The organism is Pirellulimonas nuda (genome assembly GCF_007750855.1).
GTDB classification, from domain to species: Bacteria; Planctomycetota; Planctomycetia; order Pirellulales; family Lacipirellulaceae; genus Pirellulimonas; species Pirellulimonas nuda.
Genome location: NZ_CP036291.1, coordinates 5,224,206 through 5,250,252, shown reverse-complemented (window position 1 = coordinate 5,250,252; position 26,047 = coordinate 5,224,206). Strand labels below are relative to the sequence as shown.

Genomic DNA, 26,047 nt, shown 5'->3' with positions numbered 1-26,047 from the left:
AACTCTACCGGGAGAGGCGGCTCACGACTTCGCGCACCATCGTGTCCCAGTCGATCGGCTTGGCCAGGTAGCCGTCGCAGCCCGCGTCGAGGCAGCGCTGCCGGTCGCCGGCCATGGCGCTGGCGGTCAGCGCGATGATGGGCGTTGTGTGGCCGGCGGCGCGTAGCGCGCGTGCCGCATCAAACCCGGTCATCACCGGCATCTGCATGTCCATCAGCAGCAGGTCGAACGGCCGTCCCGCCTCGCGCGCCCGCCGCGCCGCGTCGAGCGCCTGCTGGCCATCCTCGGCGAACTCGACCTCGCCGGCAAAATCATTGAAGAGCTGCTTGAGGATGAACCGCACGGCCGCGGTGTCTTCGGCGATCAGCACGCGTCCCTTGAGGTCCGCGGGGAACTCGGCGGGGGGGGTAGGCCGCCGGCTGGCCGCCAGGTCACTGGGCCCGATGCTGTCTTCGGGGCTGCCGATGTCGTTCGGATCGATCGGGATCGTTAGCGAGAACCGGCTCCCGACGCCGACGGTGCTCTCGGCCGTGAGGCGTCCTCCCAGCATCTTCGCGAGGCGGCTTGAGATCGCCAGGCCCAGGCCGGTCCCCTGCAGGTGGGCCGCCTCGGCGCTGCTTGCCTGGTGAAACCGCTTGAAGATGCTGTCCAACTCATCGGCCGGCACGCCTGTGCCGGTGTCATCGACTTCGATCCGCAGCATCGGGGAGTCGTCGTCCGAGGCGTCGTCGAGGTCGGTGTTGATGTCGAGGCCGGCGGTCAGCGTTACGCCCCCCTTCTCGGTGAACTTGATGGCGTTCGAGACCAGGTTCAGCAGCACCTGCCGCAGCCTTTGCGGGTCGGTGGTCACCCGGCGGGGGATGGGGCCGGCCAGCTCCACCGAAAGCCGCAGCCCCTTCTCGGTGGCGCGGGGGCGCATCAACGACTCGATCTCTGTCAACGCCGCGGCGGGGGACGTTGGCTCAAGCCGCAGCTCTAGCTTGCCGGCCTCGATCTTGGAGAGGTCGAGCAGGTCGTTCAGCAGGTGCATCAGGTGCTCGCCCTGCGCCTTGATCGTGCGGGCGGTGTCCGCGGAATCGGCGGAGTCGGGATGTCGCACCAGCGACTCGGCGCAGCCCAGGATCGCTGTCAGTGGGGTGCGGATCTCGTGGCTGGTGTTGGCCAAGAACCGGCTCTTGGCCTGGCTGGCGGAGTCGGCGCGCTGCCGGGCTTCGGCCAGCTCGATCTCGTTCTGCTTGATCGCGGTCACGTCGTAATTGACGCCTACCATCCGCCGCGGCTCGCCGGGCTCTAACAGCAGGCTGCCGCGGCCGGCGATCCAACGCTCCTCGCCCGCTTGGGTGGTGAAGCGGAAGACGTGGTCGTAGTGCCCGTCTTCATCAATCACCCGGCGCAGCACTTCGGCCAATCCCTCCCGGTCGTCTGGGTGGACCCATTCGAAGAACTCCGCGGAGGACAGCTCGCGGCTCTCTTGCCCCAGGCCCAAGATCTCCAGCTCTGTGTCGTCGAACAGAACGCGGTCGGTTTCGAGGTTCCAGTCCCAGGCGCCCATGCGCCCGGCGGCCAGGGCGGTGCGTAGCCGGTGTTCGTTGTGCCGAAGCTTCTTGGTCGACTCGACGCGCAACGCCGCCGCGGCTTCCAGCGAGTCGGTAGCCTGTTGTAGCTCGCGTGTCCTCTCGGCTACCTCGACCTCGAGCGCCTGTGGGCTGCGGAAGGTGAGCAGGCGGGGCGCGAGCCGGGCCATGGCGATGACCGTGGCCCAGGAGACGATCGCCGTGACCAGCTTGGCGACGCCCGACAGCCGGTAAACCGGGTGCCAGAAGATGACGGCCTCAAGCAGGTGGACCGTGCCGCACGCCAAGATGAACGCGGCGAACAACGCTAGCACACGCGGCGCCGGCAGTGCGCGGCTGCGCCACAGCGCCAGGACGATCAGCACCGGGATAGCGGTGTACGCCCCCCAGGTCGCCAGGTCGGCGCCGATGTGCAGCCACCCCAGCCAAGGCTCGTCACGCCATGCTGTGCCGCATTCCCAGCGGGGCGGGAACCCTTCGGTATCAAGCGGATTGAGGGTCATTGGCCGCAGCGTCGACGGGCGTGCTGGGATAGCACCCGCAAGTGTAGCGGCCCGCGACGCCGGCGTAAGCCGGCGTCGCGACCCAGCCCGAACACTAGCCCGCGGTCGGACGCCGACGCGGGCGGCGCTTGCTAGCCATGCCGGCGGGCGACACGCCTCCGGCCGCCTTCTTCTTTCCGTAGCTGCCGCCGCCGGAGCCGCTGGTGCGGGCGCCCGCGTAGCCGCTGCCGCCGCCCGGCTTGGCGCCGAACCGACGCGGCCCGCCGCCACCCTTGCCGGCGTTCTGACGGCCGCGGGCGTTGGGGCTGACGTGGCTGATGGGGTCGGTCGGCTCGAAGCCGTCGATCGTCGGCTCGACCGAGATCGTCAGGTTGGTGAGCCGCTCGATTTGCCGCAGCAGTCCGCGCTCGTCACCGGCACAGAACGACACGGCGATCCCTTCGGCGCCCGCGCGGGCGGTGCGGCCGATGCGGTGCACGTAGGTCTCGGGGGTGTCGGGCAGGTCGTAGTTCACCACGTGCGAGATGTCGTCCACGTCCAGGCCGCGGGCGGCCAGGTCGGTCGCCACCAGCACCGGCGGGTTCTTCCCCTTGAACTGGGCCAGGGTCCGCGTGCGGGCGCCCTGGCTCTTGTTGCCGTGGATCGCGGCGGCGTGGAGCCCTTCTTGGGTGAGTCGCTTCACGATCTTGTCCGCCCCGTGCTTCGTGCGGCTGAACACCAGCGTCCGCGACCGCGCGGTCTCCTTGAGGAACCGCGTGAGCAGGTCGGGCTTCTTCTTGGCGTCGACCAGGTGGACCGACTGGGCGATCCGCTCGGCCGGGCGGGCGACGACCCCCATCTCGAGCGACTCGGGGTTGGTGAGCCACTGCTGAGCCAGCTTGCGGATCTCGTCCGGCATGGTGGCCGAGAACATCAGCGTCTGCCGCCGCTTGGGAACGGCCGCCACGATCCGCTTGAGCGCGGGGAGGAAGCCCATGTCGAGCATCTGGTCCGCCTCGTCGAACACCAGCACCTCGATCTTCGACAGGTCGATAAAGCCTTGGTCCATCAGGTCGAGCAGCCGGCCCGGCGTGGCGACCAGCGCGTCCACTCCGTGCCGCAGCGCCTTGGTCTGGCTGTGCTGCGAGACGCCGCCAAAGACAACCGTCTGCCGCAGCGGGGTGAACTTGCCGTACTTCGCCAGGCTGTCGCCGATCTGGGCGGCCAGCTCGCGGGTAGGCGAGAGCACCAGGGCGCGGATGGGCCGCGGGTTGGGGTTGTCACCCTTCACTCGGCGAGTGTCTTGGGGGTGGCGTTGCGGGGGGGCGGCCGCCGGCTGGTGGGCGGGGCGGTTCTGCATCAGCCGGTCGAGCATCGGCAGCGTGAACGCCGCGGTCTTGCCGGTGCCGGTCTGGGCGCAGCCGATCAGGTCGCGTCCTTCGAGCACGACCGGGATCGCCTTGGCCTGGATCGGCGTGGCGACCTCGTAACCCTCGGCCGCGGCGGCCTTGAGGAACGGGTCGGCCAGGCCGAGCTCGGAGAACTTGGTGGTGGAAAGGGGGGCGCCGGAATGGGCCGTCCCGGTGGGGGCAACTTGCGTCATGTTTGGTCTCTGGGTGTACGGTGGGATCGCAGCCGCCGCACAGCCGAGAGCTCTACCAAAAGAGCCCGGGCGCGGATGCCGCAGGGGTCTCCCCCCAGCCGTCGGGCTACTGAGCCGTTGGGCTTCCGAGCCGATGAGGCTGGGTGTGCGGGGAGGGTTGCCGGATTGTCGGCTGGCGCTCAAGGCAATCGTGCCGAGAGACAACGCGATCCGCGGTTGCGGAAAGCGGCAGCCGCAAGGGGCAAGAGAATCAATCGCGGTCGAGTGCGAGGAAACCTACGGCGGGCAGGTGGGGCAAGAAACGAGAGGTTGCTTGCGGGCCCGGGCCGGATGGCAGCTTTGCTTCGAAGTTGAATGAACCAGCCGACTACTTCCCGGGCCTTGGGCCCGAGATGAAGACGTCGGAGGTCTCACACCTTGGATGTCTGAGCCAAAGTGTAGCACATCGTGGGCCAAAAGCAAGAGCAATCCGGGCGAGCCGCCGGCGTCAGCCGATGGAGGCTTCTACGAGAAGACGGATGGCCCCCGCTCGAAGCCTCCCCCGGCTAACGCCGGCGGCTCGCCTAGGGGGGGGACGCGCCTTTACCATGTTTCGGACCCCATTCTTCTGGCAACCCCAAGTCGATCCGCAATGCAGTTCCGTACCCGCGCTATCCACGTCGGCCAAGATCCTTGCCCCCAGACCGGCGCCGTGGTCCAGCCGCTGCACCTCGCCAGCACCTTCTGCCAGCACGAAGCAGGCGTGTGGCGCGAGTTCGACTACTCCCGTAGCGGCAACCCCACCCGCAAGGCGCTGGAGACAACGATCGCCAACCTCGAGGGGGGCGCCGGCGCACTGGCGTTCGCCAGCGGCATGGCCGCCATCCACTGTGTGACCGCGATGCTCAAGTCGGGGGACCACGTGCTGGCCGGCAGCGACATCTACGGCGGCGCCTACCGGTTGTTCCACAAGATCATGAACCGCGCCGGGGTGACCGTGACCCTGGCCGACTCGACCAGTGTCGACGCCATGGCGGCGGCCATCACGCCAGCGACCAAGCTGCTGTGGGTCGAGTCCCCCGGCAACCCGCTGCTGAGCGTGTGCGACTACGCCGCGCTGGCCAAACTGGCGCACAGCCGCGGCGCGCTGCTGGGTTGCGACAACACGTTTGCCACGCCGGTGCTGACCCGCCCGTTGGAGCTGGGCGCCGACATCGTGATGCACTCGGCCACCAAGTTCATCGGCGGTCACAGCGACGTGCTCGGTGGGCTGCTGGCGGTGCGCGAGAAGCCCCTGCTCGACGAGTTGTACTTCGTGCAGAACGCCACCGGCGCCGTGATGGGGCCGCTGGAGAGCTACCTCTGCTCACGCGGCGTCAAGACGCTGGAGCTGCGTGTCCGCGAGCAGTGCCGCACGGCGCAGAGCCTGGCCGAGTGGCTCGCCGGGCGCCCCGAGGTAGAGCGGGTCTACTACCCCGGTTTAGACACCCACCCCGGGCACGCGATCGCCGCCCGGCAGATGGACGGGGCGTTCGGCGCGATGATCTCGTTCGAGGTGAAGGGAGACTTCGCCCGGGCCAAAAAGTTCTGCGAGTCGACGGAGCTGTTCAAGCTGGCGGTGAGCCTGGGGGCCGTGGAGTCGCTCATCGAGCAGCCCGCTAGCATGTCGCACGCCAGCTACGACGCCGCGGACCGCAAGAAGCACGGCATCGCCGACGGGCTGATCCGCCTGAGCGTAGGACTCGAGGCGCTCGAAGACCTACGCGACGACCTCGAGGGAGCGATGAGCAAGTCGCGTTAAGCGGAGTGGCTATCCGCTAGCGACTTATCTGCGAGCCAAGGGCCAGTAGCCGACGGGCTACGCCCCGTCGGAGTGGCTCGGTGCTCCACGTCTACCGAAGCGCCCGGACGGGGCGTAGCCCGTCGGCTACTGGTTGGTGGAGGTGGGCGACTGCATTGACCGATTATTGCGGTTGCTGTGGGGCCTCCTCTCCACTTCGCCGCCTACGGAATCGTAACGATTCCGCGGCGAACGATGCGCCGCTCATACGCGATAATAGTGGTAGGCGGACCGTGTGTTTGGCGTCTCGCGTTGGGGCGCCTCGATCCGCGTTTCCCTTGATGTGAGGGTTTCGCCATGAAGCGTTGGTTGCTTGCACTGCTTGTTCTGGCGGCGGTTTCTGCCGCGGGCGCCGCCCAGGCGTCATCTCACTTTGGCCGGCAGGCGTTCATCCACAACCAGTCTCCGTCAACGATCCACGTGCATCACGCTAGGTAGTCTGTTCCGCGGCCGGAGGGGCCCGCCTTGCCCCCCTCCGGCCGCATTTTTTTGCCTGACGGGTTGTACCGGTTTTAACGGCGGTTCTGGTGAAGCACGGCCCTGGGGCGGTTGGCGTCCGATAGCCACACTACGACGCGCTTTGATCCAAGGAGGGAGCCATGCGCCTGTCAGGGATGGTGATGCGCTTTGCCGTGTCGGCGGCGGCGTTCGCCACGGGGCCAACGCTCGCAGTATCGCCGCACACGCCTGGGCCTGCCGAAGCAGCAGAAGCCCGCCGGTTGCCCGACCTCGATGCGCAACTAGTCGCAGGCTCGGCCCAACTCGAGGGGGCCGACGATCTGCTCATCGTCGACCCCGAGGTCGCCCCCACCAGCGGCCACTGCCTCACCTGGCGTTGCTGCCCCCCCGGCGCCGACCCCGCGGGCGCGGGTTACCCGACCGTCACCGTAAACGGCTTCTTCCACGCCGACGCCATCTTCTTTGCGCAAGACGCCGCGAACGCCGCAGTGGTGGGGGACGCCCAGGACGTGGCAGACTTCCGCAGAGCCCGGCTCTCCGCCAAGGGGGAGGTGGCAGAGAACGTCAGCTACTTCATGGAGTACGACTTCGCCTTTCCCGGCCGACCGAGCTTCATGGACGTGTACGTCGACGTGGCAGACCTGGCCAGCATCGGGAACGTGCGTATCGGGCAGTTCCGCACCCCGTTTGGGATGGACGCCATGACCAGCGTCAAGGAGCTTACGTTCCTAGAGCGCGCCCTGCCGACCGCATTTGCCCCCTTCCGACAGATCGGGATCGAGCTGTACGACACCGCCCTCGACGAGCGCGCCACTTGGGCTGTCGCGGGCTATCGCTTCCCCACCAACGTCTTCGGCAACGCCTCGGGCGACTCGGGCTACGGCTGCGCCACGCGGGAAACGCTGCTGCTGTACGACGGGCCCTGCAACCACACGCTGCACCTGGGGGGCGGGTTCACCTACAACCAGCCGTCGGGCAACTCTGCGATCCTGCGGTCGACCCCCGAGGTCGGTTTCAGCCAGCTCGACTTCAACAGCACCGTCTTCCCGGTGCCGTTCTTTGTCGACACCGGAACGCTGGCGGCCGAGAACTTTCAGGTGATGAACGTAGAGCTCGCCGGTTCGCGCGGCCCCGCGGTGGCCCAAGCCGAGTTCTACTTCGCCACAATCGACCAACTCAACGGGACCCAGGCCCGCTTCCACGGCGCCTATGCGCAGGTCTCCTACGTGCTGACCGGCGAGTACCGGCCCTACCTGAAGAACCAGGGCGTCTACGGACGCTTCACGCCCCACACCAATTACGGCAAGGCGGGCATCGGCGGTTGGGAGATCGCCGGGCGGTACAGCTACCTCGACCTCAACGACGCCGACCTGGCGCCGGTCGGCGCGCCCCCCGGGTTCGCGGCCGGGGGCGCCCTGCAGGACCTGACGTTCGGCCTGAACTGGCGGCTAAACGCCAACACCGAGTTCCAGTTCAACTACATCCACGCCTTCCTCGACCGCCCCGCCGGAGACAACTCGGACGCGGACATCCTGGCCGCTCGGGCGCAGGTCGATTTCTGAGCCGCTTGTGCGATAATGGGCGGCGGCTCACCCCCGCAGGCCGCCGCCCATGATCCAGCAACCCGACGCCGCGAGCCGCCAGCAGGCCGCGATCCGCGAGAAGATCGACGCGCTCTATCGCGACGAATCGCGGCGGGTGTTCGCGTCGCTGGTGCGGCTGCTGGGGGGCTTCGACCAAGCGGAAGAGGCGCTGCACGAGGCGTTCGCCGCCGCGGTCGAGCGCTGGCCCACCGACGGCGTGCCGGCCAACCCGCGGGCGTGGCTGGTGTCGACCGGCCGCTTCAAGTCGATCGACGCCGTGCGCCGCCGCGCGCGGTTCGATAAGTCGGTCGCCGCGATCGCGGAACAACGCCCGACCGCCACGCTGAGCGAGCCCCCACCGGACGACCCGGCGCTGCCCGACGACCAGTTGCGGTTGATCTTCACGTGTTGTCACCCGGCGCTTGCGCCCCAGACGCAGATCGCCCTGACGCTGCGCGAGGTGTGCGGCCTGACGACCGAAGAGGTGGCGGCCGCCTTCCTCGTGCCGCCGCCGACCATCGCCCAGCGCATCGTCCGCGGCAAGGCAAAGATCCGCGACACGCGGATCCCGTACGAGGTGCCGTCGCTCGACGAGGCGCCCGAACGGCTCGACTCGGTTCTGGCGGTCATCTACCTGGTCTTCAACGAGGGCTACTCGGCCTCGGGGGGGGACGCGGCGATCCGTCAAGAGCTCTCCGGCGAGGCGATCCGCCTTTGTCGGCTGCTGGCCGCGTTGCTGCCCGACCCCGAGGTCGAGGGGCTGCTAGCGCTGATGCTGCTGCACGACGCCCGCCGCGACGCCCGAGCCACCCCCGGGGGGGACCTCATCTTGCTGGAAGACCAAGACCGCACGCTGTGGAAACGCCCGCAGATCGACGAGGGGGCCGGGCTGGTCCGGCGGTCGCTTGCTTCGCGCCGGTTCGGCGTCTACACGCTGCAGGCAGCGATCGCCGCGGTGCACGCCGGCGCCCCCACGGCCGCTCAGACCGATTGGGCGCAGATCGCGGCGCTGTACGACGTGCTGCTGGACGCGGAGCCTTCTCCGATCGTCGAGCTCAATCGCGCCGTTGCGGTGGCGATGCGCGACGGCCCCGAGGCGGGGCTGGCGCTGGTCGACGCGATCGTCGCCCGTGGGGAGCTGGCCGACTTCCACCTGGCCCACGCGGCGCGTGCCGACTTTTGCCGCCGGCTCGGCCGCACCGCCGAAGCACGCGAGGCGTACCGGCGGGCGCTGGGGCTGGCCAAGCAGGCGCCCGAACGCCGGTTCCTAGAAAAGCGCATCGAAGAGCTGCAGTGATCCGCCGCCGCGGACCGCGCCAGCCGCACCAAAACCGCTGGCTTTTCGCTCCCGCTCGCCCGGCAGGGGCCCACCGGCCAGAATTCTGAGAAACTTTTCAATCGGGTGTCGATCTGGCGGCTGGCCAATCGACTAGTGGGTGAAGGCATCGACAGTGCGCCCGCCAAACCAAGGGAAATAGCGATGAAGTTCATCTGCCTGGGGTACGCAGACCCGTCTGTTTTCGAATCGCTCTCGCCAGAAGAAATGAACGCCGCGATGCAGGAGTGCTTTGACTACGACGACGAGCTGCGTCGCGGCGGGCACTTCGCCGGTGGGGAGGCCCTGCAGGGCGCCGACCAGGGGGTCACGCTGCGGATGGCGGGCGACCGGGTCGCGGTGACCGACGGCCCCTACGCGGAGACCAAGGAGCAGCTCGGCGGCATCTTGATCCTCGAGGCCAACGACCTGAACCACGCCATCGCCTTGATGTCCAAACACCCGGGCGTGCGGTTCGGACCGTTCGAGATCCGCCCGGCCGACGAAGCCATCAACGCGCTGATCGCCGCACGCGATGCCGCACTGAAAAAAACGTAGACCGGAGGAGCCGTAGGCCGGAACCGCGCCCGCCTGCGGCGGACTTGTTTCGGCCTACGTTTTCGCAAACCTACTTGCCGGCCCGCCGCGGCGGGCCAGACACCTTTCAAGGAGATTCTGATGATCGTTCAACCCTACTTGTTCTTCGAAGGCTGCTGCGAAGAAGCGATCGAGTTTTACCGCACGGCCCTGGGCGCCGAGGTCGAGATGCTGATGCGCTACAAGGAGAACCCCGACCCGCAGATGTGCCCGGACGGCGGCAACATCGACCCGGAGATGGTGATGCACGCCAGCTTCAAGATCGGCGATTCGCAGATCATGGCCTCCGACGGCATGGCCTCGGGCCAGCCCAATTTCCGGGGCGTGTCGCTCTCGCTCGCCGTGCCCGACGTAGCGACGGCCCAGCGGTTGTTCGGCGCGTTGGCCGAAGGTGGGGAGGTGCAGATGCCGCTGACGCCGACCTTCTACTCCCCCATGTTCGGCATGGTCGCCGACCGCTTCGGCGTGTCGTGGATGGTGATCACCCAGGGCGAGGCCGGCTGCTAGATTGTTGCGAAGAACTTGGTCCCCCGATCGCGACGTGAGCCGGAAGCGTCGGCGACCGGAGGTTGGACGCGGAGGCGCCTCCGGGCGCCGACGCTTTCGGCTCAACACATCATCTTGAAAAAGGATTCTCATGTTCGCAAAGCCCCAACAAGAACACGCTTGGCTCGACCGCTTGGTCGGTGAGTGGACCACGTCCGCTTCGTGCCAGATGCCGGACGGGTCGAGCCACCGGTCCGAAGGCCGCCTCACCTGCCGGTCGCTCGGCGGGCTGTGGCTGATCGCCGACGGCGCCGGGGAAGACCCCGAGTCGGGCGCCTGGTCGACGCAGATGACCCTTGGCTACGACCCGGTCGTCGGCAAGTACGTGGGCACGTTTGTCGGTTCGATGATGACCCACATGTTCGTCTACTCGGGCGCGGTCGACGCCTCGGGCGCCAAGCTGGTGCTGGACACCCAGGGGCCGGGCTTCGACGGCGTCTGTGTCGCGACCTACCAGGACGTGGTCGAGTTCGTCGGCGACGACCACTGGCTCTTGTGGTCGCAGATGCGCGGCGACGATGGCCAGTGGAATCGGTTCATGGAAGGCCATCACCGCCGGATCAAGTGATCCTCTACCCGGAGTCGTGCGATGAGTATCCCAAGGATCACCCCCTGCCTAATCATCGACGGCAAGGCAGAAGAGGCGACCAACTTCTATGTCGCCACCTTTAAAAACTCGAAGGTGCACCGCGTCAGCCGCTGCGGCGATGCCGGGCCCTGGCCCAAAGGGACGGTGCTGGTGTCCGCGTTCGAGCTCGACGGCCAGCAGATGCTGATCATCAACGGAGGGCCCCCTTGCGAGTTTACGATGGCGGTCTCGTTCTCGATCGATTGCAAGACGCAGGAGGAGGTTGACTACTTCTGGGATCGCCTGACCGCCGACGGCGGCGAGCCGAGCATGTGCGGCTGGCTGACCGACAAGTACGGCGTGTCGTGGCAGGTGGTGCCGGCCGTGCTTCCGGAGATGCTGGCCGACCCCGACCCCGCCAAGAGCGGCCGGGCGATGCAGGCGATGATGTCGATGCAGAAGCTTGACATCGCCGCGCTTCAGCAGGCGTACGACGGCCCCTAGACCGGCGCGTCCCCCCCAGGAGCCTCCGCAATGAGCAAGCCGTGTTGTTGTCGCACCAGTCGGCCGGCTGGCCGTCGGCGCCGCCCCGTCGCCGAAGCCGCCGTTTGGGTCGTGCCGAGCGTACTGCTAGCCGCGACCCCCAAGTGCCCGCTGTGCCTTGCCGCGTACGTAGCGCTGGCGACCGGCGTGGGGCTGTCGGCGACGGTCGCCGGCTGCCTGCACGCAGGTCTCGTGTTGATGTGCGCAGCGCTGCTGTCCTACGCGGCGGCGCGGGGTTTGCTGCGATTGACTGCGCGGCGAGCTCCAAGAGCCTGATTCCCCCGTCCATTGTGGAGAGGTCTTCCATGAACACTGTGCCCCATCCACCGGTCGAATCGAGAGAGGCCTGGCTGGCCCAACGCAAGGGGCTGCTGGCTCAGGAGAAGGAGCTGACCGCCCAGTACGACCGCGTCAACGCCGCGCGGCGGCGGTTGCCCATGGTCAAGCTAGAGAAGGCGTACGAGTTCGACGGCCCGGCGGGGCGTGTGCCGATGCTCGACCTGTTCGAGGGCCGCCGGCAGTTGATCGTCTACCACTTCATGTTCGACCCCGATTGGGAGCAGGGGTGCTCGGGCTGCACGGGCATGGTGGACGCGTTGGGCGACCTCTCGATGCTGGCCGACCGCAACACCACCTACGTGCTCATCTCGCGGGCCCCGCTCGCCAAGCTCGAGAAGTACAAGGCAGAACGCGGCTGGAACTTGCCGTGGTACTCCTCGTTTGGCGGCGACTTCAACTACGACTTTCACGTCACGCTCGACCCGGCCGTCGTGCCGCTGCGGCACAACTACCGCGAGCCAGACGAGATGGAGTCGCGCAAAGACGCCGAGCCCTATTTCCAGAAGGGCGAGACCCACGGCATCAGCGTCTTCTTCCGGCTCGACGACAACGTCTACCATACCTACTCGGCGTACGCCCGCGGCGTGGAAAGCCTCACCGACGCGTACCGACTGCTCGACATCACCCCCTACGGCCGGCAGGAAGACTTCGAGGACTCCCCGTCCGGCTGGCCCCAGCGGCCGACCTACGGGTAGGCCTCCCCTGGACATTCCCACTCAGCGCAACAAGGAATCTTCCCATGAAGTACATGCTGCTAATCTACAGCTCCGAAGACTGCTACACCCCCGAAGAGCGCTCCGCCTGCATGGAGGAGTCGACCGCCATCTGTCACGAGCTGGCCGCCCGTGGCCAGTGGATCGCTTCTTCGCCTCTCCACCCGGTAGCAACGGCCACCAGCGTCCGCGTCCGCAGCGGCAAGCGGATGGTGACCGACGGGCCGTTCGCGGAGACCACCGAGCAGCTCGGCGGCTATTACATCATCGATGTCGCGAACCTCGACGAAGCGATCGCCATTGCCGCGCGCCTGCCGCCGGCCACCAAGGGTACGGTCGAGGTCCGCCCCATCTTTGAGCTCCCCAACCTGCCGGAGCTCGCCGCCCCACAAACGCAGTCCCAAGGAGCGTGAGCGATGAAGGTTATGGTCATGGTAAAAGCCTCCCCCAGCTCCGAGGCGGGCGTGATGCCCTCTGAGACGCTGTTGGCCGAGATGGGCGCGTTCAACCAGCAACTGGTCGACGCGGGGGTGATGCTCGCGGGCGAGGGGCTGCACCCCAGCAGCAAGGGGGTCCGCGTCCGCTTCTCCGGCGCGGGCCGCACGGTCGTTGACGGCCCGTTCGCCGAGACCAAGGAACTGGTCGCCGGCTTCTGGATGTGGAAGGTTGACTCGATGGACGACGCGATCGCGTGGGTCAAGCGTTGCCCGAACCCGATGCTCGAAGACTCGGAGATCGAGATCCGCCCGGTGTTCGAGCCGGAAGACTTTGGCGAGGCGTTTACGCCCGAGCTGCGTGAACAAGAGGAGCGTCTTTCACGCTGATTTTCCCTTAGCGATTCGGCTTTCCCCCGCCCGCGCCCCGAGCGGAGGGCAGGGGTTTCCGATCGACGGAGAACCCGGCTGGGCCCATTCCGGGCCCAAAGAGCAGGCCTCTTGACTTCCTGCGCCCCGCCGCACCCTTCTTCACATTTTCTTCATCGACCGTCGCTAGCATTTCCCGCATGAGCGATCGAGTGGTTCGATTGCTGGCAACCCGCCGCCGGCAGAAGCCGGGGGCCGCAAGGGAAAAAACATGAACATGCAAAGGGAGCGTGGGCCGAGTCGATCGCGGAAAGATTCCGCGGGCTTCACGCTAGTCGAGCTGCTGGTAGTGATCGCGATCATCGGGATCTTGGTGGCGCTGCTGCTCCCGGCCGTGCAGGCCGCCCGCGAAGCGGCGCGGCGATCGCAGTGTACAAACAACATGAAGCAGCTTGGTCTCGCGGCGCAGAACTACGCCAGCGCGACCAACAAGCTGCCGCATCCGGGCCAGTGCGACAGCACGGGAGGGGCGAGCACGGTGTACATGACGCAGTCGACGCCCACCCTGCTGCTTCCCTACATCGAAGAGCAGCAGGTCTACGACCTGATGGACAACACCCTTACCGCCGCGACGATGTCGGCGGCGAGTTACAACATGAGCGTTACGCATCCAGACTCGCGCGGCGCCGTTTATCACGATCCGAAGTACCCCAACACCGTGCAGGCCGCGAAGACGCAGATCCCGTCGTTTGTTTGCCCCACGACGCCGGTAAGTCCCGAGCAGCGCGCGCCCGATGGGTTTGGCGTGTGGGACTACATGTTCATCTCGGTAACCGACGTGGAAGAGGAAGGCGCCGCCGCCGGAACTCGCCCCACCGACTCGGCGCGACGACTCGCAATGACCCGTCAGGGAGCGCTGGCGTGCAAGAGCAACTGGGGCTTCAAGAACATCACCGATGGCACGTCGCACACGATCCTATGCATTGAAGACGCGGGCCGTTCGCACCCCGATGCCGGCGAGTTCGCCACGCTGTCGACCCGTCCTGCCGCGATGTCCGACAATACGGTGCAGTGGACGGGCGGTGCGAGCGGCGGCCGGCGGATGTACGCGTGGGCCGATCCCGATTCGGGCACGAACGGTCTGTCGGGCCCCAGCAACTCGCTCGGTTCGCGGCTGCTGGCCGTCAATCAGAACGCTTCGCCCTTCGGCGGACCCGAAGCCTGCAAGTGGCAGCAGAACAACTGCGGTCCGAACGACGAGCCGTTCAGCTTCCACGCCGGCGGTGTGAACTGCGTGATGACCGATGGCTCGGTGCGGTTTCTGCAAGAGGCGATCAACTGGGCGCCTCTGAAGGCAATGGCCGGCTCGCAAGACGGCGTGGTCATCAGCGAAGAGATCTAGACGCAAACTAGCGATCTTTAACATCTCAAGGAATCATCGCTGCGGCCGTCACCTGCCACGAGCCGCAGCGATGTCTTGGTACTCCATAGGATAGAAAGATGCAGAAAGTCATTGTTGCTAGCCCGCTCCACTGTGCGGCGGCGGCGCTGACGATGATAGTTACTTCGGGGTGTGGCGCGGCGATTACCCCCACTTCGGACCCGGTACAAGTAACAATCAAAGTGACCGCGAAGGGGCAACCGGTGAAAAACGTGGCGATGACGCTCCAACCGCTGGTCGGCGGGGGGCAAGCGGTCGGCGACGTGGTGAACGGCCAACTGGTCGCGAGCGTCGTGCCCGGCACCTACACGTATTACGTCGACCGAGGCAAACAGCCGGCCGACCTGAAGGCGATCCCCGAAGCCTATCGAACTGGCGCGCTCGACCGCCGGCTGGAGATCAAGCAGGCCGGGACGTACGAGGTGTCGCTGAACTAGACCGTGGGGTCTCGCTCGCAGGCGCAGACTATCGCCCCGGGGCCGACTTTTCTTGCTGGATCTTGACCGGCCTGTCGCCCCGGTTATTATGCAACCAAATGGTTGCATAAATTCTGCCCGCCTCAGGAGTCCAGCAATGAGTGGATCGACCCCAGACCGTATCGAAAAACAGATCGAGATCGCCGCACCGGTCTCCCGTGTGTGGCGGGCGTTGACCGATCACCGCGAGTTCGGCGAGTGGTTCCGCGCAAATTTGGAGTCCCCTTTCGTGACCGGCCAAACCGTACGCGGGCAAATCACCTACCCGGGGTACGAGCACGTGGTGTTCGAGGCCATCGTGGAACAGATGACCCCCGAGCACACGTTCTCATTCCGCTGGCGGCCCTACGCGATCGACCCTGAGGTCGACTATGCCGCCGAACCTCGCACGCTGGTCGAGTTCACCCTGACGCCGAACGAAACGGGGACGCTTCTCCGCGTCACCGAGTCGGGCTTCGACGGCATCCCCGCCCACCGGCGTGACGAGGCGTTCCGCATGAACGACGGCGGCTGGGCCGCGCAGATGAACAACATCGAGCGGCATGTCCACAGCAACCCGTAGCGCCGCCTCGCGGCGGCTGCGTCGCAACGCGCCGCTGTTCGCCGCGTTGGGAGACCCAACGCGGCTGACGCTGCTCGTGCGGCTCGGCGAAGACGCCCCGCTGTCCATCTCACAGCTCACCGAGGCCACCGCTGTCACTCGGCAGGCCACGGCCAAACATCTGCGCGTGCTGCAGTCGGCTGGGCTGGTGCGTAGCGCTCGCCGGGGGCGCGAGACCCTGTTCCATCTCGAGCCCAAGCCCCTCGACGAGGCGCGCGACGCGCTCGCCGACATCGGCCGCCAATGGGACGACGCCCTAGGCCGCCTGAAGGCCCACGTCGAGCAGAAGGAAGCGGGCGCCTAGCGCCCGCCGGCCTCACTTGCGGGCGACCCACGCTGGCGGCGCCATCAACGGACCTGCGAGGCGCCGCAGGCGGGCCCTTCGGGGGTTTGCTCAGATTGCCTACCTCCCCCGGGGCGCCCCCTTGGGCTTGCGGCAAGGTCAAGCCTGCCGTTAATACCCGCCGATACGAAGGGTCTGGGATGGCAGGCCCACGGGCGATCGGTCCGCGCTGCCGCGGTCCGGTATGGCCCGTCGATCCCACTGGAGGAATCGTCATGCATCGTTGGTTCGTTTGCTTGGTGTTGGCGCTTGCTTACGCGCCGGGGCTCTGTGGCCAAGAGGTTGAAGAAATCGTCGAAGGCGTCGAAGGCGTCGAAGTCATCGACGACGTCGGGACCACCAACTACATCGAGGTCGAGCGGGGCAAGCCGCGCCCCATCGTCGACGGCGTGGGCTGGGTGATGGGGATCCCTTCGAAGCTGCTGCTGTGGGACCGCCGCGCAGAGAACCACGACGTCTCGGAGGCCACCCAGGAGAAAGTGGTCGACTACCTCGCCGAGAAGGAACTTACCGGCGTCAAGGTGCGCGTGAACCAGTACGACCCGCTCGGCGAGTGGCGCCGGCTGCGAGAGAACGAGAAGGTCGGCGCCGGCTGGCGCTACACCGTTGGCGGCGTTTACACGCTGGGCTACACGCTTGTCCCCGGTCGGTTGTTTGGCAGCGACTGGTACAACCCGTACACCGACACCATCCACCTCTACTCGGACATCCCCGCCCTGGGGATGGAGCAGGCGGCCTACGCCGAAGACGTGCACAGCCGCGACCGCCCGGGCCTGTACGCCACGGCCCAGAGCCTGCCGGTGGTGGGGCTGCAGCACGAGACCAAGAGCAAGATCGCGGTCTTCGACTACGTCGACCGTAACGGCGCGCTCGAGGAACAGACCGAGGCCCGCGAGGTGCTCTACCCCCAGATCGGCTCGGAGATCGGCGGTCAAGCCGGGCTGTTCTTCCCGCAGGTCATGATCGTCCCCAAGATCGCCGGCGCCGCGATGGGGCACCTGATGGGGATCGACGCGTCGGGCAAGCTGAAGGCGAAGCACGAAAAAGCCGAGAAGTAGCGTGCCGCGCCGCTGGGACGCCTCGGCGCCCCTCGCCGCACGCTGCAACGCTACTTTCTGCGTCGCTTAAACAAGCGGATCGATGGGTCTTCCATCGAGCCTTCGCTCAGCCGCCGTCGGTACCCTGAAAGGATGTCGCTGCGGGTGACCATCCCCACCAGCCGCGGCGGCGTGGCGCGCGTCATCACCGGCAGCCGGCCGATGTTGTGGTTGACCATGTGGTCGGCGGCCTGCCGGACCGTGCAGTCGTCGTAGACAAACTTTGGCGGCGTGCGGATCAGCTCGGCCAGGGGTAGATTCCCGTCGAGCGTCGGCGTCAGCAGGTCTCGGCGGGTGAGCACGCCGATCAGGCCCCCCGCCTCGTTGACGACGGGGTATCCCTGGCGACCGCCGTCGCTCGCTGTAAAAGTCGCCTGCGCTTGGGCGACCGTTTGGCTCCCCAGCAGCGTGTCCACCGCACCGGTGGCGATGTCCCGCACCAGCTCCTGGGCCAGCGGATCGGCCACGTATTCCGCCGGGGTGTGCACGCCGCGGCGCGAGATCTTCTCCGTCATGATCGAGTTACGCATCAACAGGCACGACACCAGGTAGGCGGCGGAGCACGACCCCAATAGCGGCAGCAGCCCGAACGGCTGCAGCGTGGTCTCGAACGCGAACACCGCCGAGGCCAGCATGGCCCGCGACGCCCCCGCAAAGATCGACGCCATGCCCACCAGCGCCGCGATACGCACGTCGACGCCCAGGCCGGGCGCCAACGCAACCAGCCCCGCGCCCATCACGGCCCCCAGCCCGCCGCCGATGGTGAACAGCGGCGCCAGGGTCCCCCCCGAGGTGCCGCTGCCCAACGCGATCGACCAGGAAACGAACTTCATCCCGCACAGGAACACGACGGCCGGCAGCGTGAGTCCGTCCGATAGGATGGCGCTAATGTTGTAGTAGCCCACCCCCAGGGTGTCTGGGGCGAAGCGTCCGACCACGCCGACCGCCACCGCGCCGATCGCCGGCCACCACATCCAGTGGATCGGCAGCCGCTCGAACCCGTCCTCGATCGCGTACACCGCGCGGGTCACCAGCACGGCGAAGAGGCCCATCACCCCGCCCAGCAGGATGTACGCGGCGAGCGCCGTTGTAGGGGGCTGCGCCAAGTCGGTCATCGCGAACACCGGCTCGGTCCCCTCGAAGCCCATGCGGATGCCGGCCGCGGTCACGCAGGCCAGGGCCACCGGGATGATCGAACGCGGGCGGTACTCGAACAGCAGCAGCTCGATCGCCAGCAGCACCGCGGACACCGGGCTGCCGAACGTGGCGGCCATGCCCGCGGCGGCGCCCGCGGCGAGCAGCGTCTTGCGTTCGGCGCCCGTCGTCTTGATCAGCTGCCCGATCAACGAGCCCAAGGCGCCCCCGGTCGCGATGATCGGCCCCTCGGCGCCGAACGGCCCGCCGGTGCCGATCGAGATCGCCGACGACACCGGCTTGAGGAAGGTCACCCGCGCCGGGATGCGGCTCTGATTGGTCAGCACCTGCTCCATGGCTTCCGGGATGCCGTGCCCGCGGATGGCCTTCGACCCGTAGCGGGCCATCAGGCCGATCACCAGCGCCCCGACCACCGGGATCGGCACGACCCACCAGCCCAGCGCGGGGACCGCGTCTGCCGGGCTCGCGTGGCCGACCGAAAGCCGGCCGAAGAACGCCAGGTTGGTAGTCAACGCGATCAGCATCAGCAGCGCCTGGGCGACAAACGCCGCGACGGCGCCCAACAACACCGCCACGGCGCACATCTGCAGGGTGCGCCCGTCGATCACCGAGTGCTGCGCAGGGACCTGGGCCGCGGAGACCACTTGGTCCAGCGACGGGGCCAGGGTCAATCCATCGACCGACGCCGATTCGGCTTCGCGTCTTTCGTCCATGCGGATTCTGCGTCAGTTGGGTGCGTGTCGCTCGTCTTTTTCACTGTACGAAGCTACGGCGCCCCCCGCACGAAATCGAGCCCCTTCGACTGGGCGTCGCTCAACGAAAACCGCGGCAGGCTGGTCTGCGGGGAATTGCACCACATCTCACCCGTGTCCGCCGCGTAGAGCCAGTACAGCGCCGCGTCGCCGTCCCTGGGGGCGTCTGCTTCCACGAAGAAGTGCTCGCCGGTCAGCAGCAGGAAATCGCCGTCCGGCGACCAGTGCAGCCGCTCGGTCTCGCCCCGCGCTCCCTCGTCGGGCGCCCCCTCGTCGGGCGAGGTGAACACAACCCGCTCGGCGCCCTCGCCGCGTCGTTGGAGGGTTACGCGGAGGTTGCGGTCGATGAACGACCAATTCTGCGAGACCACGGCGGTTGTGCCGCCATCGGGGGACGCCGCGGAATCGATCGGCGTCCAGCCGGGGCCCCCGAGCAGATACCCGATCGCACACACCGCCGCGACCGCCCAAACCGCCCCCACGAAGGTGCGGCCGGCCCACGCCCATCGCTTTGTTGCCGTGCGGCTCAGCATCGTCGTGGCGCCTGACCGGTCGCCTTCCATTGGGGGCACGGGTGGTGGGGGGAATGTGCAACGCAGCCCGTGGCGCCCACATCGATGCTGCCGTCCTCGCTTTAGCGGCCGGCCGGCCCGGGCTCTGCCGCAGAAAAAAGCTCCTTCAGGTCGTCGAGGTCTGCGTCCTCGCGGCCGGTCGACAAGTAGTAGTACATCCCCGCGTCGGAGATATCGACTTCCGTCCCCAGGTTGAGGAACCCCCAACGATTCGGGTCCCCTTTCTGGGCGCACGTGTGCAGCCAGCGGACCCTGGGGTCGGCGGAATCCTTCATCCAGGCGATGGCGTCCCAGCCCGCGGCGCCCCGCGCACGCAGCCCCCGGTTCTGGTCTGCGATGTGATCGAACTTGACGTTCGGGAAGTCCCGAAGGATGTCGACGATGTTCTCGTTCTGCGCGCTGTCGTGACACTCGATGTCGTTCCAGCCCGAGTGGCTGACCACCGTGACAAAGGGTCGCCGGCTCGCGTCCGATGCAGCCAGGGCGTCGTAGAGGTGTTTCATCGCGCCGGCCTCGACGATGTACAGCGGGTCGTCGGCGCTGCTGGCGTTGATCTCCTTCACCAGGTTCTGGGTCGCTTTGGAAACATCGGCCGCGTTGGCGTAGTTGAACACCGACTCCGGCTTGAGGCCGAACCGATCGACCGTGCCGGCGATAATCGCCGCGAACTCCTCGTCCTGCTTCAGCCCCGGTTGGTCCTTAGCGGCGTTGGCCCAGCGGTCCGGGTTTGGGTTGTTGTTGAAACCGACATGCACAACCTTACCCAACAGGTTCTTCTTCCAAAGGATGCCCACGCCAAACGGGATGGCGCCCAGGTCGTCCGAGGCAAAGACGTTGCCGTCGCTGTCGATCGCGATCCGGCCCTTGGTGATTCCGCCCGCTGGCAGGTCGATGCCGGGCTGGCTGAAGCCCGCGGCGTGGCGGGCGTAGATCGCCCGACGGACGGCCGGCGTTCGGACGTCGGTGTTGCCGGACGAGTGCTCCGTCTCTCCGGCCCCGAACACGCCGCTCGCGCCCCCAAGCACGATCAAACCGATGGTCACGACGTGTTTCATCATGGGTTCCCCCGCAGGTGACGAACGAGACGCCGGTCGCAGCGCAACCGGACCCGGACAGGAGAAGTCCGCCGGTTCCTTGACGAGGCAAGGATCGCTGCGGGCGAGAGACTATTTGACCCAGCCGGATTGGTCCTTGCAACCAAGTCGGGCGCCCAACCTTGGCCCCCGTCTCCGCCGCGGAAGGCAGCGAGGTTTGAGACGCCGCAGGGGGAATACCAGCCCTGTAGGGCGCGATGAAGCGCAGCGGAATCGCACCGTCACGCCCCCCGACGCGAGGGTGCTCGCCCCTGGAGGAGGATTGCTACATCGCTTGCGGCTTTCTCGCAGACTTCTTGGGAAAGCATGTCGGCTGCTCAAAGGGGGGCGAGCGCGAGAAGGCCTTCTGAATTGGCGGGCCGAGGTGCGATTCCGCCTTCGGCTTCATCGCACCCTACAAACTGCTTCATTTGGCCGTCGGCGGGAGAAGTCGATCGCTGCGTGGCTAAATTTTTGCCTCGCAAGGCCTCTCTTTCACGCGATAATGTGGGGTCCGTCACGCAGAAACGTGCGCACACTTTTGTCCCTCTGGTGTCCGTTGGAGCTTCTTTGTGTCCACTCAGGGGGGACAGAACCCCGGCGATCTCCTATGCAAACGCCCACCCGAGCCAGTCGAACCGCCCAAAACCGCGGGTTTTTGGCGCCGGGGGTGGGTTTTGTCCGATTTTGCGCCCGGCCAGGGACCGGACATTGGGACAAAACTCTGCGGGACTGTCCCGCGGGGCGTCCGCTACTCGTAGCCATGCTCTGGCAGCGGAAACTGCCCTTCGCGGACCTCGTCGCGGAACGCGGCCACGGCCCGGCCCACCTCGCCGCGCATGTCGGCGTACGCCTTGACGAAGCGGGGCATGTAGCCGGTCGACAGGCCGAGCACGTCGTGCAGCACCAGCACCTGGCCGTCGCACTTGGGGCCGGCGCCGATGCCGATGGTGGGGATCGTGAGCTTCTTGGTGATGGCGTCCGCGATGTCGTTGGGGATGCACTCCAGCACCACCGCGAAGGCGCCCGCCGCCTCGGCGCTCTGGGCGTCCGCCAGCAGACCGCGGCGGTCGCGCTGCACACGGTAGCCGCCGAGCTGGTGGACGCTCTGCGGCCGCAGCCCTACGTGGGCCATGACCGGGATCCCCGCGGCGGTGAGCGACGAGATAACGCCGGCCTGCTCGGCGCCCCCCTCCAGCTTGACGGCCTGGCAGCGGGTTTCCTTGAGGATCCGGCCCGCGTTCTCGATGGCGCGGTGGGCGCCCAGGTGGTAGCTGGGGAAGGGCATGTCGACCACCACCAACGCGTGGTCGACCGCCCGGCCGACCATCTCTGCGTGGTAGATCATCTCGTCCATCGACACGGGGAGCGTGTTCTCGTTCCCCTGGACCACCATCGACAGGCTGTCGCCGACCAGGATCGCCTCGATGCCGGCGGCGTCCACCAGCCGGGCGGTGGGGTAGTCGTAGGCCGTGAGCATCGTGATCTTCTGCCCCTCGCGCTTCATGGCGCGGAAGCGGGGGACGGTGATGCGGGAAGGTTTGGCCATGACGTGCGGGCTGCCGGAGAACTGGTTGGGAGCGCTTCAGCGTACCTAGAACAAAGGGGAACCGCCAAGACGCCAACCGCGGCCGGTCGCCCCGGCGGGGGGCGTTTTCGTCCGGGTTTGGGGGTCTGGACGCGGTTGGCGGCGTCTCTCTTTGCTGGCTTTGAGGGCAGGCGAAGGCTAGGCTTAGGTTGTCCGGTTTGGTTGGCTTCGCGTCCGAGGGCGTTCAAATGCTTATTCGATTGGCGGTTCTGGCGTCGTTCGTTTGTGCGGGGGACTACTGCGGGGCCCAGTCCGCGGCGGCGATGGCGGCAAAGCGGGCGGCGGAGCAGCAGTTCGGGGTCGAGCGACCCATGGGCGCCGACCGACGCGAACGGCCCCGGCCCGAGAAGTGGCAGGCGAGCGGGCGGATCCATTCGATGAATGCTCGGCAGATCAACGTCATCACCGATGCGGGCGAGCCTTGGCAGGTGATGCTGAGGGAGAACACCGCGGTCAAGGTTGCTGGCGAGGGCGGAGTCGAGTTGCTGAAGCCGCGTTCGGCCGTGCGGTTCGAGGCGTCGGTAAACGCCCGCGGCGTGGTCGAAGAGCCGGTGACCGAGCTGACGATCTTCCAACCCCGCGAGGGCTTCCAGCCCATGCTGGAAGAAGTCGCGGAAGGGGAAGAAGGCGAAGGGGTTGAACAGGAGGAAGCGGTGGAGCCGGAGCGGCCGGTGCGACGTTCGACGACCCGCTCTGCCACAGCGGCCCGAGAAGCCGCCCAGACCCGGCGCGTGACGGTGATGGGGGTGCTTACGAGCATCCGTCGTGGACGGTTTACGGTCGACGCGGGCGAGGATGGCAAGGTGCGCGGCGAGATTGCCGAGGACGCGACGGTGAAGGCCGACTTCACGACGCATGCGGCGGCGCGGATCGGGGACACGATTACTATCGAGGGCGTCACCGAAAGGGCGCCGAACGACCGGCCGCCGTACATGGCGACGGCGCAAAAGGTAGAGATCACGTTGGTCCCCCCGGCGCCGGTTGAGGACGGGGGCGCCCGCCGTGGGGGACGCACCACCGAACGGGGCGACGCCGCGGGCGATACGGCCCGGGGCAACGACCGGGAGGAGCCCCGCCGGTCAGGGCCGGCGGCAGACTAGCACCCAGCCGTAGGCGCGTAGGCCGCTCACGAGCCATGGGTGGGAGAGCGAGCCACGGGTGCGGGAGTCTAGAGGGATGCGTCTGGTGATCGTGAGGCCGGCCGACCGTAGGTCGGCGGCTATTTCTCTTGAGCGGAAGACGTGGAGGAAGAAGTTTTGCACGCCGCGGTAGCTGTAGTACTTGTCGCCGAGTTCGAGGTCGCGTGAGACCGCTGATTGCAGGGTGTTCTTCAACAGCCACCAGGGCCCGCCGGGGTCGTAGAGGTTGAACCACCAGTTGTGGGCGTGCAGCACCAGCCGGCCGCCGGGCCGCAGGATGCGGGCGAACTCGCCCAGCGCCTGGCGTCGGTTCGCCCGACCGCGGACCATGCCCAGCGTGTTGTAGAGGCACATCGCGTAGTCGCAGGCGGCGTCGGCGATGGGGTTGAGATCGACAAGGTTTGCTTCGACACACTCAATCGCGAGCTGCTCGCGGTCGGCCTTCTCTCGCACCACCCGCAGCATGTGGGGCGAGAGGTCGACCGCGATCCCGCGGTGGCCCGCACGGACCAGAGGCACGAGCGCCCGCCCGGTGCCGCAGCCCAGGTCTGCGACCACGCCAGGCGGGGCGAACTGCTCGGCGAGCACCTGCTGATCGAAGGCGAAGAGGGGCTCCTCGGCGAAGTAGTCGTCGTACTTCTCGGCGACCTGCGGCGACTGGAAGTAGTCCCACGCGCCGCGCGTCACGCCAGGGGGGAGTCGCCACTGTGGGGGCATGCGTGAAGGTGCTAGGCGTTAGGTCTTAGCCACTAGGCGAGCCGTCGGCGTCAGCCGCCGGAGTTCGTCCGAGCACGCCAACAAAAACAGCCGCGGCCAAACGGCCGCGGCTGCATTAAAGCCTTGTTGGCAACGTGCGACTAGCGCTGATCGCTGGTCTGGCGGACGGCCGAATCGACCCGTGCCGGCGTGCCGGCTTGTTTGGTCGCGGGGGACTGGGAGGTGCCCGCCAAGTAGTTGTCGATCTTGGCCGACTTGCGGATCATCTCGAAGCGGTCCGCCATGGCGATGCGGATCTTCTTCTCGAAGATGTCGCGGGTGAGCACGTCGCGGACCTCGTCGGGGCGGATCGAGACCGGCTCGGTGCGTCCTTCGCAGAAGAGGATGACGTACTTGTCCGCCACCTGCACGATGCCCGACATCTCGCCCGGCTTGAGTGCGAACGCGGTGTCTTCCAACTGGGGCTGACCGCCGTTCCTGCGGAGCGGCGGGACCTCGCCCTCAAGGTTCTTGCTGGTGGGCTCGATGGAGTACTCCGCGGCCAGCTTGCCGAAGAACTCAATCGACCCGTCGCGGCGGGCCTTCGACCACACCTCCTGGGCGCGACGCATGTCGCCCAGCACGATCGCCCGGCAACGCACGCGCTCGCCGTAGTTGGCTTCGAATCCCTTTTGGAGGTCGTCCGTGGTGACCTGAACCGAGCCGCCCGTGAGCTTCTTCAGCGCGGCCGACGGCCAGACGGAATCGCGGACGTAGAGGTCGTAGCTGACGCCCTGTTCTTCGGTGGCGGCCTTCACCCAGGCCTGCATGTCGGGCTTGCCCTGCGGATCGACCACCCCGGCGAGCGTCGCCGCGTGGGCCATCTCGGCTTGGACCTCGGCGTCGGTCACCGTGATGTTGGCGCGTTTCAGCTCCTGGCGGAGCAAGAGCTGCGAGATCTCCATCTCCAGCACCTCGTCACCGTGCCTGAGGAGGCATTCCTTACCGAGGTCGGCCATCGCGACCTGCTCGCCGTTGACCGTCGCCACAACGCCGGGCATCTGCTGGCGGAGCTGCGGGTCGTTGTAGATGTTCTTGATGGTCGCGCTCCTCTGCAGGGTGGCGAACAGATTGTTCGCGACCTCGCGGAGCTTCTCCTCGCGGATCTGTTCGGTCAGCTCATTCCGCACCATCTCTAAAGGCGTGTTGGCGCCCGGCAGGTGGCCCTCGCACTTGAGGATAGCGAACTGATCGCCGATGGGCGCCACGGCCGACACCTGGTTCTGCTGAAGGTCAAACGCGATCTTCTCGAACTCCGGTCCCGCGAGGTGCCTGCGGATGGGCTGGATGAGCCCCCCGATGCTGGCGCTCCCTTCGTCTTCCGACTCCTGCATTGCCACGCGGGCGAAGTCGTCTGGGTTGGCGGCGAGTTGACGCTGCAGTTCTGCGGCGCGCTTTGCGTCCGACACCACGATCAACCGCGCCTGCACGGACGGGCCGTAGCGCATCTCGTAGGCCTTCTGCAGCTCGGCCTGCGAAACCTCGAGGTCCTTGGCGGCCAGCTTCCGCAAAGCGAGGGTTGGCCAGAGGATGTCTCGCTTGTACTCTTCGGCTGTGATGTTGCGTTCGTTCTTAAGCAGCTCGATCCACTGTTCACGGGTGATCTTGAAGCGTTCAGCCATCCGGGTCACTTCGACGTCGATCTCCGCGTCGGTGACATTAATGCCGCGGTTGTGGCAGTGGTGCTGGATGAGCCGCTTGTTGACTAGGCTCTCGAGCACCTCTTCGCCGTGCCGCTCGACACAAGCCTGGGCCAGCGCCTGGCGGCTGATGTCTTGGCCATTGACGATGGCCATGACGTCGTGCTGTGGGTGCCCCGGCCGGGGCAGGGCCCGCTGGGAGTCGGCCGCTTGCTGCCGAGTGGTTGGCGTCTGGGCTTCGGCCTGGGCGTCTCCCGCTAAGCGGCGAAACGCGATCAAGCTCAGCACAACGGCCGTGAAAATCGCGGCGAGCGCCCAGCGGTTAGGGCCGTGGTTGACGGAAGGGCCGGCGTCCTTGCGGGCCATGGCAGAGTCTCCAATACGCGGGGTCAAGTGTTTCGGCGCCGCGCGGGGAGCGATTGCGCCAGGAAATGCGCCGGGGAGAATACGGCGCCATCCGCTGAGCAACA

The 26,047-nt window shown here is 67.1% G+C and carries 26 protein-coding genes; 18 read left to right on the top strand and 8 right to left on the bottom strand.

The window, feature by feature from the left end; all coding sequences use genetic code 11:
- Positions 1-4 precede the first annotated feature (4 nt).
- Positions 5-2,077, bottom strand: coding sequence for a PAS domain-containing hybrid sensor histidine kinase/response regulator (locus Pla175_RS20475; protein ID WP_145289835.1), 2,073 nt, complete (start codon positions 2,075-2,077; stop codon positions 5-7).
- Between the two features lie 94 nt (positions 2,078-2,171).
- Complete coding sequence (locus tag Pla175_RS20470) at positions 2,172-3,659, bottom strand: DEAD/DEAH box helicase (RefSeq protein WP_145289832.1); 1,488 nt, start codon at positions 3,657-3,659, stop codon at positions 2,172-2,174.
- A 631-nt stretch (positions 3,660-4,290) separates the two neighbouring features.
- Here Pla175_RS20470 and Pla175_RS20465 point away from each other — a divergent pair.
- From Pla175_RS20465 to Pla175_RS20390, 17 genes are all read left to right on the top strand, one after another.
- The gene (locus Pla175_RS20465) at positions 4,291-5,439 is read left to right on the top strand and encodes a trans-sulfuration enzyme family protein (RefSeq protein WP_145289828.1); all 1,149 of its coding nucleotides are present in this window, start codon (positions 4,291-4,293) and stop codon (positions 5,437-5,439) included.
- Positions 5,440-5,775: 336 nt separating this feature from the next.
- The gene (locus Pla175_RS26220) at positions 5,776-5,916 is read left to right on the top strand and encodes a hypothetical protein (protein WP_197527019.1); all 141 of its coding nucleotides are present in this window, start codon (positions 5,776-5,778) and stop codon (positions 5,914-5,916) included.
- Between the two features lie 161 nt (positions 5,917-6,077).
- Entirely contained in the window at positions 6,078-7,499 is a 1,422-nt protein-coding gene (locus Pla175_RS20460; protein WP_145289826.1) for an OprO/OprP family phosphate-selective porin, read from the top strand.
- A 49-nt stretch (positions 7,500-7,548) separates the two neighbouring features.
- A complete protein-coding gene (locus Pla175_RS20455) occupies positions 7,549-8,817 on the top strand; it encodes an RNA polymerase sigma factor (RefSeq protein WP_145289823.1) in 1,269 nt (422 codons plus the stop codon).
- A 183-nt stretch (positions 8,818-9,000) separates the two neighbouring features.
- The gene (locus Pla175_RS20450; RefSeq protein WP_145289820.1) at positions 9,001-9,393 is read left to right on the top strand and encodes a YciI family protein; all 393 of its coding nucleotides are present in this window, start codon (positions 9,001-9,003) and stop codon (positions 9,391-9,393) included.
- 120 nt (positions 9,394-9,513) lie between these two features.
- Positions 9,514-9,939, top strand: a complete 426-nt coding sequence (locus Pla175_RS20445) for a VOC family protein (RefSeq protein WP_145289817.1) — start codon at positions 9,514-9,516, stop codon at positions 9,937-9,939.
- A gap of 130 nt (positions 9,940-10,069) precedes the next feature.
- Positions 10,070-10,546 carry a DUF1579 domain-containing protein gene (locus Pla175_RS20440; RefSeq protein ID WP_145289815.1) on the top strand — a complete coding sequence of 159 codons (477 nt, stop codon included), beginning with the start codon at positions 10,070-10,072 and terminating at the stop codon, positions 10,544-10,546.
- Between the two features lie 21 nt (positions 10,547-10,567).
- Positions 10,568-11,050 carry a VOC family protein gene (locus Pla175_RS20435; RefSeq protein WP_231953989.1) on the top strand — a complete coding sequence of 161 codons (483 nt, stop codon included), beginning with the start codon at positions 10,568-10,570 and terminating at the stop codon, positions 11,048-11,050.
- Between the two features lie 30 nt (positions 11,051-11,080).
- Positions 11,081-11,365 carry a hypothetical protein gene (locus Pla175_RS20430; protein ID WP_145289812.1) on the top strand — a complete coding sequence of 95 codons (285 nt, stop codon included), beginning with the start codon at positions 11,081-11,083 and terminating at the stop codon, positions 11,363-11,365.
- A 29-nt stretch (positions 11,366-11,394) separates the two neighbouring features.
- The gene (locus tag Pla175_RS20425) at positions 11,395-12,123 is read left to right on the top strand and encodes a DUF899 domain-containing protein (protein WP_145289810.1); all 729 of its coding nucleotides are present in this window, start codon (positions 11,395-11,397) and stop codon (positions 12,121-12,123) included.
- Positions 12,124-12,167: 44 nt separating this feature from the next.
- Positions 12,168-12,554, top strand: coding sequence for a YciI family protein (locus Pla175_RS20420; protein WP_145289807.1), 387 nt, complete (start codon positions 12,168-12,170; stop codon positions 12,552-12,554).
- Between the two features lie 3 nt (positions 12,555-12,557).
- Entirely contained in the window at positions 12,558-12,965 is a 408-nt protein-coding gene (locus tag Pla175_RS20415) for a YciI family protein (protein WP_145289804.1), read from the top strand.
- Positions 12,966-13,215: 250 nt separating this feature from the next.
- Complete coding sequence (locus Pla175_RS20410; protein WP_145289801.1) at positions 13,216-14,346, top strand: DUF1559 domain-containing protein; 1,131 nt, start codon at positions 13,216-13,218, stop codon at positions 14,344-14,346.
- Positions 14,347-14,444: 98 nt separating this feature from the next.
- On the top strand, positions 14,445-14,822 hold the full coding sequence (locus tag Pla175_RS20405; protein WP_145289797.1) for a hypothetical protein: 378 nt from the start codon (positions 14,445-14,447) through the stop codon (positions 14,820-14,822).
- Between the two features lie 136 nt (positions 14,823-14,958).
- The gene (locus Pla175_RS20400) at positions 14,959-15,423 is read left to right on the top strand and encodes an SRPBCC family protein (RefSeq protein WP_145289794.1); all 465 of its coding nucleotides are present in this window, start codon (positions 14,959-14,961) and stop codon (positions 15,421-15,423) included.
- The gene (locus Pla175_RS20395) at positions 15,404-15,766 is read left to right on the top strand and encodes an ArsR/SmtB family transcription factor (RefSeq protein WP_145289791.1); all 363 of its coding nucleotides are present in this window, start codon (positions 15,404-15,406) and stop codon (positions 15,764-15,766) included. Before Pla175_RS20400 ends, Pla175_RS20395 begins: the two co-directional genes overlap by 20 nt.
- 254 nt (positions 15,767-16,020) lie before the next feature.
- On the top strand, positions 16,021-16,863 hold the full coding sequence (locus Pla175_RS20390) for a hypothetical protein (RefSeq protein ID WP_145289788.1): 843 nt from the start codon (positions 16,021-16,023) through the stop codon (positions 16,861-16,863).
- A gap of 50 nt (positions 16,864-16,913) precedes the next feature.
- Here Pla175_RS20390 and Pla175_RS20385 read toward each other — a convergent pair whose 3' ends face one another.
- The 4 genes from Pla175_RS20385 to panB all read right to left on the bottom strand — a co-directional run bounded on the left by Pla175_RS20385 (position 16,914) and on the right by panB (position 22,003).
- Positions 16,914-18,770: a chloride channel protein gene (locus Pla175_RS20385; RefSeq protein WP_145289784.1), complete on the bottom strand. Its 1,857-nt coding sequence runs from the start codon at positions 18,768-18,770 to the stop codon at positions 16,914-16,916.
- 53 nt (positions 18,771-18,823) lie between these two features.
- The gene (locus tag Pla175_RS20380) at positions 18,824-19,381 is read right to left on the bottom strand and encodes a hypothetical protein (protein ID WP_145289781.1); all 558 of its coding nucleotides are present in this window, start codon (positions 19,379-19,381) and stop codon (positions 18,824-18,826) included.
- 62 nt (positions 19,382-19,443) lie between these two features.
- Complete coding sequence (locus Pla175_RS20375) at positions 19,444-20,439, bottom strand: hypothetical protein (RefSeq protein WP_145289778.1); 996 nt, start codon at positions 20,437-20,439, stop codon at positions 19,444-19,446.
- Positions 20,440-21,205: 766 nt separating this feature from the next.
- Positions 21,206-22,003 carry a 3-methyl-2-oxobutanoate hydroxymethyltransferase gene (gene panB, locus Pla175_RS20370; protein WP_145289775.1) on the bottom strand — a complete coding sequence of 266 codons (798 nt, stop codon included), beginning with the start codon at positions 22,001-22,003 and terminating at the stop codon, positions 21,206-21,208.
- 227 nt (positions 22,004-22,230) lie between these two features.
- Between panB and Pla175_RS20365 the strand changes: the two genes are divergently transcribed.
- Positions 22,231-23,142 (top strand): hypothetical protein, encoded by a 912-nt coding sequence (locus tag Pla175_RS20365; RefSeq protein ID WP_145289772.1) that lies wholly within the window; start codon positions 22,231-22,233, stop codon positions 23,140-23,142.
- On the opposite strand, the gene Pla175_RS20360 is transcribed toward Pla175_RS20365, so the two are convergent.
- Positions 23,122-23,898 (bottom strand): class I SAM-dependent methyltransferase, encoded by a 777-nt coding sequence (locus Pla175_RS20360; RefSeq protein ID WP_145289769.1) that lies wholly within the window; start codon positions 23,896-23,898, stop codon positions 23,122-23,124. The genes Pla175_RS20365 and Pla175_RS20360 overlap by 21 nt on opposite strands.
- A 140-nt stretch (positions 23,899-24,038) precedes the next feature.
- Entirely contained in the window at positions 24,039-25,943 is a 1,905-nt protein-coding gene (locus tag Pla175_RS20355; protein ID WP_145289767.1) for a peptidylprolyl isomerase, read from the bottom strand.
- Positions 25,944-26,047: the final 104 nt, after the last annotated feature.